16 protein-coding genes are annotated in these 18,162 nt (G+C 71.2%); 12 read left to right on the forward strand and 4 right to left on the reverse strand.

Going from position 1 to position 18,162, the window contains the following annotated elements; translation table 11 throughout:
• Positions 1–4: 4 nt before the first annotated feature.
• The 3 genes from E4N62_RS31880 (at position 5) to E4N62_RS31890 (ending at position 2,552) form a co-directional block, all read left to right on the forward strand.
• The gene (locus E4N62_RS31880) at positions 5–1,147 is read left to right on the forward strand and encodes an ABC transporter ATP-binding protein (protein WP_230219922.1); all 1,143 of its coding nucleotides are present in this window, start codon (positions 5–7) and stop codon (positions 1,145–1,147) included.
• Between the two features lie 215 nt (positions 1,148–1,362).
• Positions 1,363–2,034 carry an HAD-IA family hydrolase gene (locus E4N62_RS31885; RefSeq protein ID WP_230219923.1) on the forward strand — a complete coding sequence of 224 codons (672 nt, stop codon included), beginning with the start codon at positions 1,363–1,365 and terminating at the stop codon, positions 2,032–2,034.
• A gap of 134 nt (positions 2,035–2,168) precedes the next feature.
• Positions 2,169–2,552, forward strand: coding sequence for a VOC family protein (locus E4N62_RS31890; protein WP_230219924.1), 384 nt, complete (start codon positions 2,169–2,171; stop codon positions 2,550–2,552).
• A 26-nt stretch (positions 2,553–2,578) separates the two neighbouring features.
• Here the strand turns inward: E4N62_RS31890 and E4N62_RS31895 are convergent, their stop codons facing one another.
• Positions 2,579–3,163, reverse strand: coding sequence for a Uma2 family endonuclease (locus E4N62_RS31895; RefSeq protein ID WP_230219925.1), 585 nt, complete (start codon positions 3,161–3,163; stop codon positions 2,579–2,581).
• Positions 3,164–3,467: 304 nt separating this feature from the next.
• On the opposite strand from E4N62_RS31895, the gene E4N62_RS31900 reads away from it, so the two are divergent.
• Genes E4N62_RS31900 through E4N62_RS31920 form a run of 5 tightly spaced genes read left to right on the forward strand, consistent with a single transcriptional unit; the run spans position 3,468 to position 9,148 of the window.
• Positions 3,468–5,102, forward strand: coding sequence for an ABC transporter substrate-binding protein (locus E4N62_RS31900; protein WP_230219926.1), 1,635 nt, complete (start codon positions 3,468–3,470; stop codon positions 5,100–5,102).
• A 6-nt stretch (positions 5,103–5,108) separates the two neighbouring features.
• Positions 5,109–6,032, forward strand: coding sequence for an ABC transporter permease (locus E4N62_RS31905; protein WP_230219927.1), 924 nt, complete (start codon positions 5,109–5,111; stop codon positions 6,030–6,032).
• Positions 6,025–7,038, forward strand: coding sequence for an ABC transporter permease (locus E4N62_RS31910; RefSeq protein WP_230219928.1), 1,014 nt, complete (start codon positions 6,025–6,027; stop codon positions 7,036–7,038). Before E4N62_RS31905 ends, E4N62_RS31910 begins: the two co-directional genes overlap by 8 nt.
• A 9-nt stretch (positions 7,039–7,047) precedes the next feature.
• On the forward strand, positions 7,048–8,058 hold the full coding sequence (locus E4N62_RS31915; RefSeq protein ID WP_230219929.1) for an ABC transporter ATP-binding protein: 1,011 nt from the start codon (positions 7,048–7,050) through the stop codon (positions 8,056–8,058).
• Entirely contained in the window at positions 8,024–9,148 is a 1,125-nt protein-coding gene (locus E4N62_RS31920; protein ID WP_230219930.1) for an ABC transporter ATP-binding protein, read from the forward strand. The genes E4N62_RS31915 and E4N62_RS31920 overlap by 35 nt, the downstream gene beginning before the upstream one ends.
• A 180-nt stretch (positions 9,149–9,328) precedes the next feature.
• Here the strand turns inward: E4N62_RS31920 and E4N62_RS31925 are convergent, their stop codons facing one another.
• Positions 9,329–11,449 carry a prolyl oligopeptidase family serine peptidase gene (locus E4N62_RS31925; RefSeq protein ID WP_230219931.1) on the reverse strand — a complete coding sequence of 707 codons (2,121 nt, stop codon included), beginning with the start codon at positions 11,447–11,449 and terminating at the stop codon, positions 9,329–9,331.
• A 224-nt stretch (positions 11,450–11,673) separates the two neighbouring features.
• Here E4N62_RS31925 and E4N62_RS31930 point away from each other — a divergent pair, with 224 nt between their 5' ends.
• The 4 genes from E4N62_RS31930 (at position 11,674) to E4N62_RS31945 (ending at position 15,818) form a co-directional block, all read left to right on the forward strand.
• Positions 11,674–11,868: a hypothetical protein gene (locus tag E4N62_RS31930; protein WP_005480627.1), complete on the forward strand. Its 195-nt coding sequence runs from the start codon at positions 11,674–11,676 to the stop codon at positions 11,866–11,868.
• A 129-nt stretch (positions 11,869–11,997) separates the two neighbouring features.
• Positions 11,998–13,005: an N-acetyl-1-D-myo-inositol-2-amino-2-deoxy-alpha-D-glucopyranoside deacetylase gene (mshB, locus tag E4N62_RS31935; RefSeq protein ID WP_230219933.1), complete on the forward strand. Its 1,008-nt coding sequence runs from the start codon at positions 11,998–12,000 to the stop codon at positions 13,003–13,005.
• Between the two features lie 64 nt (positions 13,006–13,069).
• On the forward strand, positions 13,070–13,501 hold the full coding sequence (locus E4N62_RS31940) for a DUF6113 family protein (RefSeq protein ID WP_230219935.1): 432 nt from the start codon (positions 13,070–13,072) through the stop codon (positions 13,499–13,501).
• A 250-nt stretch (positions 13,502–13,751) separates the two neighbouring features.
• Complete coding sequence (locus tag E4N62_RS31945) at positions 13,752–15,818, forward strand: hypothetical protein (RefSeq protein WP_230219937.1); 2,067 nt, start codon at positions 13,752–13,754, stop codon at positions 15,816–15,818.
• 265 nt (positions 15,819–16,083) lie between these two features.
• Here the strand turns inward: E4N62_RS31945 and E4N62_RS31950 are convergent, their stop codons facing one another.
• Positions 16,084–16,935 carry a transglutaminase-like domain-containing protein gene (locus tag E4N62_RS31950; protein WP_374117111.1) on the reverse strand — a complete coding sequence of 284 codons (852 nt, stop codon included), beginning with the start codon at positions 16,933–16,935 and terminating at the stop codon, positions 16,084–16,086.
• A gap of 17 nt (positions 16,936–16,952) precedes the next feature.
• Complete coding sequence (locus E4N62_RS31955; protein ID WP_230219941.1) at positions 16,953–18,074, reverse strand: GNAT family N-acetyltransferase; 1,122 nt, start codon at positions 18,072–18,074, stop codon at positions 16,953–16,955.
• Positions 18,075–18,162: the final 88 nt, after the last annotated feature.

The raw sequence follows: 18,162 nt of genomic DNA on the forward strand, positions 1-18,162 counted from the left end.
GATCATGAGCGACAACCTCACCCTCCCCGCACAGCAGGGCTCCCAGGACACCGCGGCCGAGACGCTGCTCCGGGTCGAGGGGCTGACGAAGCACTTCCCCATCTACGGCGGCTTCCCGATCAAGCGCAAGGTCGGTGCGGTCCAGGCCGTGGACGGCATCGACCTGACCGTCGGGGTCGGCGAGAGCGTCGGTCTGGTCGGTGAGTCGGGCTGTGGCAAGTCCACGACCGGGCGGCTGATCACCCGGCTCCTGGAGCCCACCGGCGGGAAGATCACCTACCAGGACCAGGACATCACCCACGCCTCGCGCAAGCAGCTGGCGCCGGTGCGGTCCGAGATCCAGATGATCTTCCAGGACCCGTACTCCTCCCTCAACCCGCGGCAGACGGTCGGCACGATCATCAAGTCGCCGATGGAGGTCAACGGGATCAATCCCGAGGGCGGCCGGGAGAACAAGGTCCGCGAGCTCCTCGAACTGGTCGGTCTCAACCCCGAGCACTACAACCGCTTCCCGCACGAGTTCTCCGGCGGTCAGCGCCAGCGCATCGGTGTGGCCCGCGCACTCGCCCTGAACCCGAAGCTGATCGTCGCGGACGAGCCGGTCTCGGCGCTGGACGTGTCGATCCAGGCGCAGGTCGTCAACCTGCTGCAGAAGGTCCAGGAGGAGCTGGGCATCGCGTTCCTCTTCATCGCGCACGACCTCGCCATCGTCCGGCACTTCTCGAAGCGCGTCGCGGTCATGTACCTCGGCAAGATCGTCGAGGTCGCGGACCGGGACTCGCTCTACAACCGGCCCCGCCACCCGTACACCCACGCCCTGCTCTCGGCGGTGCCCGAGGTGGCGATCGACGACGAGGTCGAGGCGAAGGAGCGGATCCGGCTCGCCGGTGACGTGCCCTCGCCGATCTCGCCGCCGTCCGGCTGCCGCTTCCGGACGCGGTGCTGGAAGGCCCAGGACAAGTGCGCCTCCGAGGAGCCGCCGCTGGTCCAGCTCTCCGGCAGCCTGCCCGGCCACCTGACGGCCTGCCACTTCCCGGAGGACCCGACGACCGAGGCCCGCGCCGAGGACGTCGTACTGGACCCGGGGCTGAAGGCGCTGGAGGACAGCACGCCGGAGGAGTCGGGGGCGAAGGTCGCCAAGGACTGACGCAAGGGGTCGGACCGGGCCTAGGAGTTGGACCGGCGGGGCAAGTCGGTCCCGATCGGGTTCGGCCCGGCCGAGTCCGGTCGGTTCGAGTACGGCTCGTTCGAGTCTTCGAGGGCTCGTCGTACGACGGTGGTGGTCCCGGTGACGGGGCCGTCGGCGCGGTACGGCGGGCCCTCTTCCGTGCAGAGCTGCTGTCGACGGGGGCGTGCGACCAGATGAGGACGGGTTCCGGAGGACCGGTCGGCGACGGTACGGCCACCGCCGTCCTCTTCGACGTGGACGGGGTACTGCTCGACACCGCCGACGCGCACGGCAGGGTCTGGCGGGCCTGGGCACGGGAGCGGGGGCTGGACCCCGAGGCCGTGTGGCAGGCCACGCAGGGGCGCCGACGGGCCGACATCCTGAGATCGCTGGCCCCGGAGTGGGACCCGGCCGGCGAACACCAAGCCCTGGACCGGCTGATGGCCGCCGAGGAGCCCGGCATCCGGGCCTTCGACGGGGCCGCCGGGCTGCTGCGTGCCCTGCCGCCGGGCCGCTGGGCCGTCGTCACCTCCAGTCGCGCCGAGCCCACCGCCGCCCGGCTCGCCCGTACAGGGCTGGTGGTGCCCGAGGTACGGGTCTGCGCCGAGGACGTGTCCGAGGGCAAGCCGTCGCCCGAGGGCTACTTGACCGCCGCCGCACGCCTGGGCGCCGACCCGGCACGCTGCCTGGTCGTCGAGGACGCGCCGGCGGGCATCGCGGCGGGGCTCGCGGCCGGCTGCACGGTGTACGCGGTGGCTTCCACGCACCACCCAGACGAACTCCGGGGCGCGCACGGGTGTTTCGGGTCGCTGAGGGAGGCGGCGGAGGGCGTGCTGCGGGCTGTGGGCGGAGACCGTGCCCGGTAGGAAATCGGTGGCGGGCCGTGGCGGGCGGCGAGACCCTGGTCCGCGACCGAGACCCGGTCGGCGACGCCGTTCCGACCCGGGCCGGCGGACCACGGACGTCCCACCCGCACACCCACTCACGACGGAGAACCCAGTTGAGCCCCACGCCCCCCGCCATCCACAGCATCACCTTCGACTGCACGGGCGACCCGTACGACCTCGCCCTCTTCTGGAGCGAACTGCTCGGCAGGCCCCTGGCCGACGACGACAAGCCCGGTGACCCGGAGGCGCTGATCGCGGATCCGGCCGGTGGGCCGCGGCTGCTGTTCGTCCGGGTGCCCGAGGGCAAGTCGGCGAAGAACCGGCTCCACTTCGACCTGAAGCCGCACGGCCGCACCCGGGCCGAGGAGGTCGAGCGGGCAATCGGGCTGGGCGCCCGCGTGATCGCGGACCACACCCGCCCCGACGGCGGCGGCTGGGTCCTCATGGCCGACCCCGAGGGCAACGAATTCTGCGTGGAGCGGGGCGAGTTGGGATGATCCACGCCCTCGGTGCGGGCCGCCCGTCAGGTTGAGCTGTCGCCCGCCCGGCCGTAACGGCGGAACGCGGCGGTCTCCACCGACCAGGCACCGAACGGCACCTTGTCGCCGAAGATGTACGGATCCTTGCGGGAGTACCGGCCCCTGCACGGGTCGGAATGCACCTCGATGGTGCCCGTGCGAGGGTCGACGATCATGTAGTGGGCGATCCCCATGGCGGGGTACTCGGTGAGCTTCTCGCCGTAGTCGTTGTCGGGGTTGGACGGTGAGACGATCTCGATGACGGCCAGCACCTGGGTGGCGTCGACGGCGAGACCTTCCTCGTCGAGTACGTCCTCGGGAATGACGACGGCATCCGGGCGCCGCATGCGGCCGAGCGCCGGGTGCTCGATCTCGGGGCCGTTCGCGCAGATGTAGCCGGGGTGTGAGGTGAGAAGTTGCTCGTCGAGCTGCTTACAGATGCGACGGACCGTGCCCTCGTGGCGCTTCGACGGGCACATCATGGCCAGTATCGGACCTGACGGGCCGATCTCGACGCGCCATGCTCCCTCAAGCTGCTCAGCGTGAGTCCCGAGTTCCTCCGCGATCGCGCGCATCTTCGCGTACTCCATGTCCCGAGAGTAGCGAGCGGGCGTATGCGGCGCCTCTGCCCGATCCGTTCCTCGGGCCGTCTCACGCCCGGCAGGTGGGCGTGCAGACGTGGCCGCGCCCGATCCCGACCCTGACCGCGCCCCCCGCCCCCGCCGCGCCAGAGGCAGTGAGTACGTACATCCGGAGGGAGACGTTCCCCCGGACGGGCCGAGTGACGTGCGCCATGGGTGCAACCGGTCGATATTGACCGGTATCGGACCAGCGCACCCGCGCTGGAGCACAGCGCAGTACCACAGGCCACTGCGCACTCACGAGGAGGCACCCATGCGTGGAGCCACGCACGCCCGATGGATCGCCGGCGCGGCGGCGGTGGCCCTCGCCGCGACCGCCTGCGGTGGCGACGACGGCGGCAGCGGCAGCAGTGACGCCGGCGCGGTGCTCAGCTCCTCCTGGGGCGACCCGCAGAACCCGCTGGAGCCGGCCAACACCAACGAGGTGCAGGGCGGCAAGGTGCTGGACATGATCTTCCGCGGGTTGAAGCGGTACGACGCCAAGACCGGCGAGGCCAAGGACATGCTCGCCGAGAAGATCGAGACCACCGACTCGCAGAACTTCACCATCACCGTCAAGGACGGCTGGACCTTCCAGAACGGTGAGAAGGTCACCGCCAAGTCCTTCGTGGACGCCTGGAACTACGGGGCCAGCCTGAAGAACAACCAGAAGAACGCGTACTTCTTCGAGTACATCGAGGGCTACGACGAGACGCACCCAGACGACGGCAGCAAGCAGACCGCCGACACGCTCTCCGGGCTGAAGGTCACCGGCGAGAACACCTTCACCGTCCAGCTCACCCAGAAGTTCTCGACCTTCCCCGACACCCTCGGCTACAACGCGTACGCGCCGCTGCCGCAGTCGTTCTTCACCGACCACGACGCCTGGCTGGCCAAACCCGTCGGCAACGGCCCGTACGCCGTCGACTCCTACACCAAGGGCTCCCAGCTGTCGGTGCGCAAGTGGGACGACTACCCGGGCGAGGACAAGGCGCAGAACGGTGGCGTGGACCTCAAGGTCTACACCGACAACAACACCGCCTACACCGACCTGATGGCCGGCAACCTCGACCTCGTCGACGACGTCCCCGCCGCCCAGCTGAAGAACGTCCAGGCCGACCTCGGCGACCGGTACATCAACACCCCGGCCGGCATCATCCAGACCCTGTCCTTCCCGTTCTACGACGAGCAGTGGAACAAGGAGGGCTCGGAGAAGGTCCGCGAGGGGCTGTCCCGGGCGATCGACCGCGAGCAGATCACCGACACCATCTTCCAGAAGACCCGCACCCCCGCCACCGACTGGACCTCCCCCGTCCTCGGCGAGGAGGGCGGCTACAAGGAGGGCCTGTGCGGTGACGCCTGCGAGTACGACGCGGACGCGGCCAAGAGGCTGATCCAGGAGGGCGGCGGCCTCCCCGGCGGCCAGGTCAAGATCACGTACAACGCGGACACCGGCTCCCACAAGCAGTGGGTCGACGCCGTCTGCAACTCCATCAACAACGCCCTCGACAACGACAAGGCGTGCGTCGGCAACCCGGTCGGCACCTTCGCCGACTACCGCAACCAGATCACCCAGCGGAAGATGAGCGGCCCGTTCCGGGCGGGCTGGCAGATGGACTACCCGCTCATCCAGAACTTCCTGCAGCCGCTGTACTACACCAACGCCTCCTCCAACGACGGCAAGTGGTCCAACGCCGACTTCGACAAGCTGGTGGACGAGGCCAACGCCGAGTCCGACACCACCAAGGCCGTGGAGACGTTCCAGAAGGCCGAGGAGGTCGTCCGGGACAACATGGCCGCCATCCCGCTCTGGTACCAGAACGGCAGCGCGGGCTACTCGGCGCGGCTCTCCGACGTCTCCCTGAACCCGTTCAGCGTGCCGGTGTACGACCAGATCAAGGTCGGCTGATCATCCGTGGGACGGTACGTCGCCCGGCGCCTGCTCCAGATGATCCCGGTCTTCGTGGGCGCCACCCTCCTGATCTTCCTGATGGTGAACGTGATGGGCGACCCCATCGCGGGCCTCTGCGGCGACCGGGAGTGCGATCCGGCGACGGCCGCCCAGCTCAGACGGGAGTTCGGCCTCGACAAGCCCGTGGGGCAGCAGTACCTGACCTACATGGGCAACATTTTCACCGGCGACTTCGGCACCGCGTTCAACGGGCAGGAGGTCACCGAGCTGATGGCCTCCGCCTTCCCCGTCACCATCCGGTTGACGATCGTCGCGATCCTCTTCGAGATCGTCATCGGCATCACCCTCGGTGTCGTCACCGGCCTGCGGCGCGGGCGACCCGTCGACACCGGGGCGCTGGTGGTCACCCTGGTCGTCATCTCCGTCCCCACCTTCGTCACCGGCCTGCTGCTCCAGCTGCTGCTCGGCGTGGAGTGGGGCTGGATCAGTCCGTCGGTCTCCTCCGACGCCACCTTCGACGAGCTGATCGTCCCCGGGCTCGTCCTCGCCTCCGTCTCCCTCGCGTACGTCACCCGCCTCACCCGGACGTCCATCGCGGAGAACACCCGCGCCGACTACGTCCGCACCGCCGTCGCCAAGGGGCTGCCCCGGCACCGGGTGATCCGCAAGCACCTGCTGCGGAACTCCCTGATCCCGGTGGTCACCTTCATCGGCACCGACATCGGCGCGCTGATGGGCGGCGCCATCGTCACCGAGCGGATCTTCAACATCCACGGCGTCGGATACCAGCTCTACCAGGGCATCCTCCGCCAGAACACCCAGACCGTCGTCGGCTTCGTGACCGTCCTGGTCCTGGTGTTCCTCATCGCCAACCTGCTCGTCGACCTCCTCTACGCCGTACTCGACCCGAGGATCCGCTATGCCTGAGCCGCAGCCGGAGGAGCCGCACGTGTCGGGCGGCCAGCGCGTCCCCGAGGGCGGGGCGATCGCCGCGACGGGGCAGGACGGCACGATGGACCTGGCCACCACCGAGGGGGAGACCTTGGAGAAGGGGCTCGGCAACGCCGACGCGGGCGGCCCGGCCGACAAGGCCCGCAGCCTCTGGTCCGACGCCTGGCGCGACCTGCGGCGCAACCCCGTCTTCATCATCTCGGCCCTGGTGATCCTCTTCCTGGTCGTCATCTCCCTCTGGCCGTCGCTGATCGCCTCCGGCAACCCCCTCAAGTGCGACCTCGCCAAGGCCCAGGAGGGTGCGCAACCCGGACACCCGTTCGGGTACGACGGGCAGGGCTGCGACGTGTACACCCGTACCGTCTACGGGGCGCGGATCTCCATCGCCGTCGGCGTCTGCGCGACGCTCGGCGTCGCGATCCTCGGGTCGGTGCTCGGCGGCCTCGCCGGGTTCTTCGGCGGGTTCTCGGACTCGATCCTCTCCCGGATCACCGACGTCTTCTTCGCGATCCCGGTGGTCCTCGGCGGCCTGGTGCTGCTCTCCGTCGTCACCAGCAACAGCATCTGGCCCGTGATCGGCTTCATGGTGCTGCTGGGCTGGCCGCAGATCTCCCGCATCGCCCGGGGCTCGGTCATCACCGCCAAGCAGAACGACTACGTCCAGGCCGCCCGCGCCCTCGGCGCCTCCAACTCCCGCATGCTGCTGCGCCACATCACCCCGAACGCGGTCGCCCCGGTCATCGTCGTGGCCACCATCGCCCTCGGCACGTACATCGCCCTGGAGGCGACCCTGTCCTACCTGGGCGTCGGCCTGAAACCGCCGAGCGTCTCCTGGGGGATCGACATCTCCGCCGCCTCCCCGTACATCCGCAACGCCCCGCACGCCCTGCTGTGGCCCTCCGGCGCCCTGGCGATCACCGTCCTCGCGTTCATCATGCTGGGCGACGCGGTGCGCGACGCCCTCGACCCGAAGTTGAGGTGAGGTGTCGTCATGCTGCTCGAAGTGCGTGGTCTGCACGTGGAGTTCCGCACCCGGGACGGGGTCGCCAAGGCAGTCAACGGGGTCGACTACGGCGTGGACGAGGGGCAGACGCTGGCCGTCCTGGGGGAGTCCGGCTCCGGTAAGTCGGTCACCGCGCAGGCGATCATGGGCATCCTCGACATGCCGCCCGGCAGGATCACCGGCGGCGAGATCCTCTTCAAGGGCCAGGACCTGCTGAAGCTCAAGGAGGACGAACGCCGCAAGATCCGGGGCGCCGAGATGGCGATGATCTTCCAGGACGCCCTGTCCTCCCTCAACCCCGTCCTCTCCGTCGGCGACCAGCTCGGCGAGATGTTCGTCGTGCACCGGGGCATGTCGAGGAAGGACGCCCGCGCCAAGGCCGTCGAGCTGATGGACCGGGTCCGCATCCCGGCCGCCAAGGAGCGCGTACGGGACTATCCGCACCAGTTCTCCGGCGGCATGCGCCAGCGCATCATGATCGCGATGGCGCTGGCCCTCGAACCCGCGCTGATCATCGCCGACGAACCGACGACCGCGCTGGACGTCACCGTCCAGGCCCAGGTCATGGACCTCGTGGCGGAACTCCAGCGTGAACTCCGCATGGGTCTCGTCCTCATCACCCACGACCTCGGCGTCGTCGCGGACGTCGCCGACCGCATCGCCGTGATGTACGCGGGCCGGATCGTGGAGTCCGCGCCCGTCCACGACATCTACAAGGCCCCGGCCCATCCCTACACGCGCGGCCTGCTCGACTCGATCCCGCGCCTGGACCAGAAGGGCCAGGAGCTCTACGCCATCAAGGGCCTACCGCCCAACCTCATGGACATCCCGCCCGGCTGCGCCTTCAACCCCCGCTGCCCGATGGCCCGGGACGTGTGCCGGACCGACGTACCCCCGCTGTACGACGTGGAGCCGGCGGACGGGATCCGGCTGAGCGCCTGCCACTTCTGGAGGGAGTGCCTGGATGACCACCACATCCACGACCGCCCCGCCGGCTGAGCCGATCCTGGAGGTCAGCGGCCTGGTCAAGCACTACCCGCTCACCGAGGGCATCCTCTTCAAGAAGCAGGTGGGCGCCGTGAAGGCGGTCGACGGCGTCGACTTCGCCCTCGGCCGGGGCGAGACTCTCGGCATCGTCGGCGAGTCCGGCTGCGGCAAGTCCACGGTCGCCAAGATGCTGGTCCACCTGGAGCGGCCGACCGCCGGGTCGATCCGCTACAAGGGCGAGGACGTCACCAAGCTCTCCGGCCGGGTGCTCAAGACCGTCCGCCGCAACATCCAGATGGTCTTCCAGGACCCGTACACCTCCCTCAACCCCCGGATGACCGTGGGCGACATCATCGGGGAGCCGTACGACATCCACCCCGAGGTCGCGCCGAAGGGCGACCGCCGGCGCCGGGTGCAGGAACTCCTCGACGTCGTCGGCCTCAACCCCGAGTACATCAACCGCTATCCGCACCAGTTCTCCGGCGGCCAGCGCCAACGCATCGGCATCGCCCGGGGGCTGGCGCTCCGCCCCGAGATCATCGTCGCCGACGAACCCGTCTCCGCCCTGGACGTCTCCGTCCAGGCCCAGGTCATCAACCTGCTGGACCGCCTCCAGGGCGAGTTCGGACTGTCGTACGTCTTCATCGCCCACGACCTGTCGATCGTGCGGCACATCTCCGACCGGGTCGGGGTGATGTACCTGGGGCGGATCGTGGAGATCGGCCGGGACGCCGAGATCTACGACCACCCGACGCATCCCTACACCCAGGCACTGCTGTCCGCCGTGCCCGTCCCGGACCCCGAGGCCCGCGAGCACCGGGAACGGATCATCCTCTTCGGTGATGTGCCCTCCCCGACGAACATCCCCTCCGGGTGCCGCTTCCGCACGCGGTGCTGGAAGGCGCGGGAGCGCTGTGCGCTGGAGGTGCCGCTGCTGGCCGTCCCCGCGGAGTTCCGGCTCACCACCGGCCCGGCCGCCCATGACTCGGCCTGCCATTTCGCGGAGGAGAAACAGGTGGTGCCGCCGGAGGAGCCGGAGGACGAGCAGAGGGACGGCCGGACGGTCGATCGGACGGACGATCAGACGAATGAGGCTGAATAAGCCTGCAAATCCACACCAAATGCGTTAACACGCAGGCAACTTAGCTGACGCGGTTCCGATATACGGACGCGCGAATCTACTACGCGTACGGCCGTGCGGGTGCCGTAAACGGGCCGGGGCTCGCCATGTAGCCCCGGCCCGTTGCTGTGCCGGCTCTCCCGCTACCGCTCTCGCCCTCGCCTAGACCAGGCCCAGCGAACGCTTCAGGAAGTCGACCTGGAGCAGCAGCAGGTTCTCGGCGACCTGTTCCTGCGGGGTCATGTGGGTGACGCCGGAGAGCGGCAGCACCTCGTGCGGGCGGCCGGCCGCGAGCAGCGCGGAGGACAGCCGCAGCGCGTGGGCGAAGACCACGTTGTCGTCGGCGGTGCCGTGCACGACCATCAGCGGGCGGTGCGGCTCGGCGGGCGAGGACAGCCCCTCGTCCGTGATCAGCGAACTCCTCGCGTACGCCGCCGCGTTCTTCGTGGGGTCGCCCAGGTACCGCTCGGTGTAGTGCGTGTCGTACAGCCGCCAGTCGGTGACCGGGGCGCCCGCGATGCCGGCGTGGAAGACGTCCGGGCGGCGCAGCACCGCGAGGGCCGCGAGCCAGCCGCCGTACGACCAGCCGCGGATCGCGACCCGGGAGAGGTCCAGCGGGTGGGACGTCGCCAGGTCGTGCAGCGCCTCCACCTGGTCGTCCAGGGAGAGGGTGAAGTCGCCGTCGATCTCCTTCTCCCAGGCGGGGGAGCGGCCGGGGGTGCCGCGTCCGTCGGCGACCACCACCGCGAAACCCTGGTCGGCGAACCACTGCGAGGTGAGGTGCGCGTTGTGCGCGGCGAGCACCCGGGGGCCGTGCGGACCGCCGTAGGGGTCCATGAGGACCGGTAGGGGTGTGACCCCGTCGTAGTCGCTCGGCATAAGCAGGGCGCACGGTACGCGGCGTGCGCCCCCCTGTGTGAACCGCACGCGCGGTGACATACCGGGATCTTCCGTATAAGACGCCACGGTCGCCACCGGCCTACCGTCCCGCAGCACCTGCGCCTGGGCTCCGGCCCGCCCCGGAACGGCCGAGACGAGCACGGTCACGCCTCCGGCGCGCACCGCCGAGTGCACGCCGGGCTCCTGCGAGACGCGCTCCACGCCGAGCTCGTTCACGCGGTAGACGTGGATCTCGCCGATCTCCGCCTCCGCGGCCGCTTCTCCCGCGGAGGCGGAGACCAGCACATCGGCGTCCGCGACATCGAGTACCGCGCGGACCTGCAACTGCGGTCCCGTCAAAGGGCGTTCGCCGACCGCGAGCACCCGCGCGCCGCCCTCGTCCGCGACACGCACGAGCCGGCCCGACGGACTCCACGCCGGCACCCCAGGGAAAAGATCAAGCCAATGTGGATCTTCGTCGGCGTGCACCATCCGGGTCACCCCCGTGTCCGGGTCCACGGCCAGGAACAGCTGGCTGCGCTGGTCCCGCGCCTGCACCAGGATCAGCGGCGCACCCGCCGCTGACCAGTGCACATGCGCCAGATACGGGTATCGCGCCCGGTCCCACACGACCTCCGTGCGGGCCCCGGCGAGGTCGATCACGAAGAGGCGCACCTCCGCGTTGGCGGTCCCGGCCGCCGGGTACGCCACCTGCTGCGGGTCCCTTTCCGGCTGCGCGGGGTCCGAGATCCACCAGCGGCGCACCGGCGTGTCGTCCACACGCGCCACCAGCAGCCGGTCCGACTCCGGCGACCACCAGAAACCGCGTGAACGGCCCATCTCCTCGGCCGCGATGAACTCCGCCAGACCGTGGGTGACGTTCCCCGCCTCGTCCTCGGTGAGCGCCCGGTCCCCGCCGCCCTCGGCCCCGACCACCCGCAGCGCACCCCGGGCGACATACGCGACGTACCGGCCGTCGGGCGAGGGGCGGGGGTCGATCACCGGTCCGGGAACGTCCAGTTCACGTGCCGTCCCGGCCCGCAGCTCGGCCACGAAAAGCCGCCCTGACAAGGCGAAAGAGGCCAACTCCACGGCCGCGTCGGTGGCGTAGCCGACGATCCCGGCGCCGCCCTCGCGCAGGCGCTCACGGCGCACGCGCTCCTCGGCGGACAACTCCTCCGAGGAGCCGGCGAGCAGCGCGCCCGGGTCGGCCGCCACACGCTCACCACCACCGTCCCCTAGGTCAATCACCCACAGTTTGTTGGCCCGGTCGGTGCCGGACGAGGACCGCAGGAACACCACGCGGGAACCGTCCGGGGCGACGGAGAAAGCCCTCGGCGCGCCGAGGGAGAAACGTTGGGTCCGGGCGTGTCGGCGAGGGAAGGACTCGGGCTGGGTCGTCATACCCCGACCATATTGGCCATGCGCCCCCTTGTGCGGCCGTGCGCCGACCGATGCGCGCGTATGGATAGTTATGATCACTACCGCTGGGTGGGTATGAACCTGCTGGCCGCTGTATGGATTTACAACTGCGTCACCCACGTCACCGGTTGACGACGCTCTCGCCGTCGGCCTTCGACAACCGCTTCGCTCCCCAGGTCCCAGGGAACTTTTGGAGGTGAGCCGCCGTGGCACTCTCGATTTCGGCGGTGGTGCTGCTGGCGATCATCGTCTTCATCCTGATCAAGAAGTCAGGGCTGAAGGCACCACACGCGATCATCTGCATCCTGCTCGGGTTCTATCTCGCCTCCTCGACCATCGCGCCGACGATCAGCGAGCTGACGACCAACATCGCGGGCATGATCGGCAGTATCAAGTTCTGACACCTCCGGCCGCCGGGGGCCTCTCCCAGGGCCCGTCCCACCGGGCCCTGCGACCCCCGCGGCCGACCGTTCCTGTGAAGGCCGGCGCCCGGCACGGGCGCGAAACCGGGGGCCTCGTAGGGTGGCCCCATGACGGATCTGCCCTCCTCCGGCCCTCGGCCGGGGGGACGCCCCTCCGGCGTCGCTCGCCGACTGCTCCTGGTGCACGCGCACCCGGACGACGAGTCGATCAACAACGGCGCGACCATGGCCAGGTACGCGGCCGAGGGCGCGCACGTGACGCTGGTGACCTGCACCCTCGGCGAGGAGGGCGAGGTCATCCCGCCCGGCCTCGCCCACCTCGCGCCCGACCGTGACGACACCCTGGGCCCGCACCGGGTGGACGAGCTGGCCGCGGCCATGAAGAAGCTCGGCGTCACCGACCACCGCTTCCTCGGCGGCCCCGGCCGCTACCGCGACTCCGGGATGATGGGCGTCGAACAGAACGAACGCCCCGGCGCTTTCTGGTCCGCCGACGTCGACGAGGCCGCCGCCCTCCTGGTCGAGGTCATCCGTGAGGTACGCCCCCAGGTCCTCGTGACCTACGATCCGGACGGCGGCTACGGTCACCCCGACCACATCCAGGCCCACCGTGTCGCCATGCGCGCCGCCGACCTGACCCCCGACCCGGACTACCGCCCCGACCTGGGCGAGCCCTGGGAGATCGCCAAGGTCTACTGGAACCGGGTGCCGCGCGGGGTGCTCCTGGAGGGCTTCGGCCGGCTCCGCCGCGATCTCGCCGAGCCGGGACGGCTGCCGTTCGAGCGGGCCGCGAGCGTCACGGATGTGCCCGGAGTGGTGGACGACCACATCGTCACCACCGAGATCGACGGCACCGGCTTCGCGGCCGCGAAGGCCGCCGCGATGCGCGCCCACGCCACGCAGATCGAGGTCGCCGAGCCGTACTTCGTCCTCTCCAACCGGCTGGCCCAGCCGCTGCTGACCACCGAGTACTACGAGTTGGTGCGGGGCGGACGCGAAGGCGGCGGCCGGGAGGGCGACTTGTTCGAGGGGATCCCCGGCATTTCGCCCGAAGGGCGACAGAATTCCCCGGAACGGCAGACTTCCGGGAAACAGCAGAACGGAACGGCCCTGTGATGCGTACGCATGGGTATGACACAGCAGTGGTGCGCACGCACGGCCGCCGAGAGGAGGGCCGGCGATGACCGCGAAGGACCGGCCGACGGGCGGGCAAGGCAGCCCGCTCGCACAGCCGTTGACATTCCCCCCGCTGGGGCGCGCCGCCGCGCACCTGGGACTCTTCGTCCTGGGAGCCGTGGTCGGGGTGGCCGGCGGGCTGCTCCAAGCGGCCTGGTTCCCCGGGGGATTGCTGCTCGCGCTGCTGGGCGCGGCCGGACTGTTCCTGGGCGGCGCCCGGGTGACGGGCGGCCGGGCCGGGGCCGTTGCGCCGGCCGCCGGCTGGATGATCTCCGTCGTCCTGCTGACGTCCACCCGACCGGAGGGCGACTTCCTATTCGGCGCGGGAGCGGGCTCGTATCTTTTCCTGCTCGGCGGCATGGCTGTGGCTGTGATGTGCGCCACCCTTGGGCGGGGGCGGCAACCGACCGGGCCAGACGCCCGACTTGGGAAGTGACGTACCACTTCGCCGCAGTGCGCCGGTGCGGGTCCCGTGTGGGTTTCCCACGCGGTCGTGGGATACGCGCCGGAAGTGGCCAGTATGGTGGTGCGCGCCGCCGAGCTGCCCGCTGAGTTGAGGTCGTGACGGGCGGCGGAGCAAACCGGGAGAACCTGCCTTGAGTCGTGAAACTGACACTTCGTCCTCCGGGGCCAATGGGCGCGGCAGCACCGCGTACCCGTCGGGGACACCGCCGTACGGCACGCCCATGGCCACCGAGGCCGGTGCCGCAGCGGCCCGGTCGGCCGCCGGCGAGCGGCCGGACGGACCCAAGACCGAGACCACGCTGACCACGCGGGTCCGGATCAACATCCCCGGCTCGCGCCCCATCCCGCCGGTCGTCGTCCGCAAGCCGGTCGGTGACGGCGACGGCCCGGCGGACGACACCGGGTCCGAGTCGGAAACCACCGGCACCACGGCCATGCCCGTGTTCACGGACACCCCGGCGCTCGCGCCGGAGCCGGACGCACCCGCCGACGACAAGCCCACCAGCGACTGGTTCGCGCCGCGCAAGGGCGCCACCCCCGCCAACGGCACGAGCACCGGCGGCAGCAACGGCGCCGGGTTCTCCACCGGCTCGATCGGCGTCCCCGGCACGGGCACGCCCGGCGCCGGCGCACCCGGCGGCCCCGGCACGGGCGCCCGCCCCGGCGGTCCCGGCCCGATGGCCGGCGGCCCCGGTGCCCAGCCCGGCGGCCCGCGCCCCGGCACGGGCGCACGGCCCGGCGGGACGAACGGCGCCGGACTCCCCGGCGCCACCGGCGGCCAGCCGGTCGCTCCCGGCCACGGCGGCGGCACCGGCTCCTTCGACGTCTCGGCCGCGCTGGCCGGAACCAAGCCCGAGCGCGACGACCTGCCGTACTTCTCCGACGGCGGTGCCCGCCCCGGCCCGGACGGCCGCTCCGGCCCGGCGGGTCCCACCGGCGGCCCCGTCACCGGTGACAGCCCGCTCGGCCCGCCGCCCGGCCAGGGCGGTTCCGGCTACCTGGGCAACCCCTTCGGCGGCCCCGACGCCGACTTCTCCTCGCCCGGCGCCTACGCCCGCCCCGGCGGCGGCATCAGCGACGACACCGCGGTCCTCACCCCGCAGCGGCCCGCCCCGGAACCGGGCACCCCGGGCTACGGCGGCTCCGGCCCGCTCGTCGACAACCCCTCCGGACACACCCTGACCAGCGGCATCCCGGTCGTGCCCCCCGGCACCCAGGGCACGCCGTTTGGTGCGGACGGCCCCGACGGCGCGGTGCAGCACACCCCGCCGAAGCTGCCCGACCCCGGCCCGCAGCAGAAGTCCGGCCCGGCGAAGAACATCAAGTCCGCGGGGCCGGCCAAGAAGAAGGGCCGCAGCAAGCTCGGCCTGCTCGTCGGCGGAGTGATCGTCCTCGGCGGCGGTGTCTACGGCGCCGGTCTGCTGATGAACCACTCCGACGTCCCCAAGGGCACCACCGTCCTCGGCGTCGACATCGGTGGCGGCACCCGCGACGAGGCCGTCAACAAGCTGGACGCGGCCTTCGGCAAGAGCACGAACGAGGCGCTCAAGCTCTCGGTCGACGGCGAGACCGTCTCCCTCAGGCCCGACCAGGCCGGACTCCAGTTCGACAAGCAGGCCACGGTCAGCGCCGCCGCCGTCAGCGACTACAACCCGGTCTCGGTGATCGGCGCGCTCTTCGGCCAGGAGCGGGTCGTCGAGCCCGTCATGCCCGTCGACGTGGAGAAGCTGGCGGCCGCCCTCCAACGCGCCGCGGGCAGCTCCGGCTCGGCCGACGACGGCACCGTCAAGTACGAGGCCGGCAAGGCCGTACCCGTGTACGGCAAGGCCGGCAAGGGCATCGACGTCGACGAATCCACCGACGCCGTCGAGGAGGCCTACCGCACCCAGATCGAGACCGGCGAGCCCGCGACGGTGCAGCTGCCGACCACCACCAAGGAGCCGTCGGTCGACAAGGCCGAGGTCGACCGGTTCATGAAGGAGTTCGCGGAGCCGGCCATGTCGGGCACCGTGACCGTCCAGACCGACGCCGCGCACAGCGTCCCGCTGAGCCCGGAGAACTCCCTCTGGAAGTTCCTCACCGTCAAGGCCGTCGACGGCAAGCTCGTCGACTCCTACGACGAGAAGGCCCTCAAGGAGCTCTACGGCGGCACCTTCGACGACGTCCTCATCACCCGCGGCAACGGCGAGAAGACCCCCGTGACCGTGCAGGACGTCTACGGCGCCCTCCGCCAGGCCCTGAAGAGCACGACCGACCGCACGGCCGTCATCGAGACGAACCCGAGCTAGCGGCACCCGACCGGCGCCGGTCGGGTGCATCGCACGGCACGACGAGGGGGCACCCGGGACATCCCGGGTGCCCCCTCGTCACGGCTGAGGGCAGGGCGGATGGCTGTGCTGGTGACCGAGCCCAGGGGCAGCCACCGCCGGGGGCGCGGGGAACTGCGCGACCGGCCAAGACGAACCCGCACCCCCCAGACAGGAGGCGCCCCGCCCCACGGCGATAAGGCGCCCCACAGCGAACACGCACCCTCGAACCACCGCACAGGCACTCTCAGTTCAACCGAGCCCGAGCCGCCTCCGCCTGCCTCCGCATCTTCTCCGCGGCCCCGGCATCCACCCCGGCCACCACCTCGGCGTACTCCTCCAACGCGGCAGCGCCCCGCACGAACTCCCCACGCTGCACCAGCAACCGCGCCCACTCGTACCGCAACCGCCCCGGATGCGAGGGCATCGCCAACGACAACTCCAGCGCCCACAACGCCACATCCGTCCGCTCGGGCCGCGCCGCCGCCCACGCCCGCACGTTGTTGAGGACCCGCACCACCACGTCCAGCGGATCGGCGGGACTCAGCATCGCGGGGTCCAGCGGTGCCCCCGTCGCCCCGGCCACCAGCAACTCCGCGTCGCTCCCGCTCAGCACCCGCCCCCCGTCGAACGGGTCGGCGAGCACCTGCTCCTCCTCCGGCCCGAACCCCACCACGAAGTGTCCCGGCAGCGCGACCCCGTACACGGGCGCACCCGCCCGCCGGGCCACCTCCATCCACACCACGGACAACAGGATCGGCAACCCTCGTCGCCGTTCGAGCACCTGGTGCAGCAGCGAGGACTCCAGCCGCTGGTAGTCCCCGGCGGAACCACGGAACCCACACCGCTCGCCGAGCAGTTCGGCCGCCGCGACCGCCCACGCACGCGGCGCGCCCGGCCGGTACGGCATGAGCCCGGCCAGCCGGTCGAGCTCGATCTCGGCGGCGTCGACACCCGCGTCGTCGAGTGCCCCGTCGCCCGCGGCCCCCACGAGCAGACAGAGCAGGGCCAGGTCGGGCCGCTCGGCCCGCGCCTCCTCCGCGAACCGCCGCCGCACCTCGGCCGCCCGTTCCGGCTCCGGGGGAAAGGGCGCCGGCACGGCCGGGTGATGCCCGCTCACGACGATCCCCCCGGAGCGAAGCCGGAGCCAGGGCCCGCACCGGAGCCGGAGCCCCCACCGGAGCCAGAGCCTGCACCGGAGCCAGAGCCTGCACCGGAGCCCAAACCGCCGCCCCACCGCGGTGGCCCCTCCGGCTCCCGGTAGTGGTGATACGTGTGATGCGCCGCGAACCCCATCCCCGCGTACAGCGCCCGCGCCCCCGCGTTGTCCGTCTCCACCTGGAGCCACCCGGCCGAGGCGCCCTCGTCCAGCGCCCGCCGCGCCAGCGCGGCCATCACGGTCGTGGCGAGCCCACGTCGCCGCTGTGCGGGATCGACCTCGACGGCCGCGAAGCCGGCCCACCGCCCGTCCACGACGCACCGCCCGATGGCGGCGGGCCCCGCGCCCTCCTCGCCCGGCACGGTCGCGAACCACACCGACGGCCCGCTCCCGAGCACCTTCAGCGCGACCTCGCCGAGCCCCTTGCGCTGATAGCGGCCGAGCCACGCCTCGTCCGCCGTGCGCGACAGCTCGACCCCGGCCCACTCCCGGTCCGCGACGGGCGCGAGCGAGCCGATCCACAGTTCGGCGCTCACCTCACGGACCCAGCCGCGGTCCGCCACCTCCGCGCACAGCAGCTCCTGCGTGCCCTCGGCGCCTGTGGCCAGCTGTATGAAGGCGGGCAGCCCGCGGGCCGCGTACCAGCCGCGTACGGCCGTCAGGGCGTCGTCCAGGGGCATTCCGGGGTCACCCAGGGGCAGCACCGAGTTGGCGCGCCGGGTGAAGCCGGCGGCCGCCCGCAGCTCCCAGTCGCCGAGGCGCTCCCGCTCGACCGGCTGCCAGGCCCGCGCGGCGACCCGCGCCAGCTCCTCGTACGTGGCGGCGGGCCCGCGCCGACGGGCCGGGGCGGCGGGCACGACCTTCCCCGCGACCAGCGACGACTCCTCGATCCGTACCCGCTCCCCGCTCCGGCGGGTGATCAACAGGACACCGTCGTCCCATGATGTGAGAACACCGACCGTGTCGGTGAATTTCCCAGCCCCGGCGACCGCGTCGTCGAGGCACCGCACCGACACGCGTTTGCCCACGTCAGCAGCGGAGACACGGATCTCGAGCCGTCCACCGGCAGAGATTTCCACAGGTCTGTCCACCCCTCCTGTTCGGATCATGCCCAGGAACGGAGATACTAGGTGCGGGCATCGACGACGCCGCGCTCCCGCGCGCCAG

Source organism: Streptomyces sp. MNU76 (genome assembly GCF_020982545.1).
Classification (GTDB): domain Bacteria; phylum Actinomycetota; class Actinomycetes; order Streptomycetales; family Streptomycetaceae; genus Streptomyces.

Coding starts and splice junctions, on each gene's coding strand:
- E4N62_RS31940 (WP_230219935.1), top strand. CDS start 13,070: ATGACCGCGAAGGACCGGCCGACGGGCGGGCAAGGCAGCCCGCTCGCA.
- E4N62_RS31900 (WP_230219926.1), top strand. CDS start 3,468: ATGCGTGGAGCCACGCACGCCCGATGGATCGCCGGCGCGGCGGCGGTG.
- E4N62_RS31880 (WP_230219922.1), top strand. CDS start 5: ATGAGCGACAACCTCACCCTCCCCGCACAGCAGGGCTCCCAGGACACC.
- E4N62_RS31920 (WP_230219930.1), top strand. CDS start 8,024: ATGACCACCACATCCACGACCGCCCCGCCGGCTGAGCCGATCCTGGAG.
- E4N62_RS31945 (WP_230219937.1), top strand. CDS start 13,752: ATGGCCACCGAGGCCGGTGCCGCAGCGGCCCGGTCGGCCGCCGGCGAG.
- E4N62_RS31910 (WP_230219928.1), top strand. CDS start 6,025: ATGCCTGAGCCGCAGCCGGAGGAGCCGCACGTGTCGGGCGGCCAGCGC.
- E4N62_RS31925 (WP_230219931.1), bottom strand. CDS start 11,449: ATGACGACCCAGCCCGAGTCCTTCCCTCGCCGACACGCCCGGACCCAA.
- E4N62_RS31915 (WP_230219929.1), top strand. CDS start 7,048: ATGCTGCTCGAAGTGCGTGGTCTGCACGTGGAGTTCCGCACCCGGGAC.
- mshB (WP_230219933.1), top strand. CDS start 11,998: ATGACGGATCTGCCCTCCTCCGGCCCTCGGCCGGGGGGACGCCCCTCC.
- E4N62_RS31895 (WP_230219925.1), bottom strand. CDS start 3,163: ATGGAGTACGCGAAGATGCGCGCGATCGCGGAGGAACTCGGGACTCAC.
- E4N62_RS31885 (WP_230219923.1), top strand. CDS start 1,363: ATGAGGACGGGTTCCGGAGGACCGGTCGGCGACGGTACGGCCACCGCC.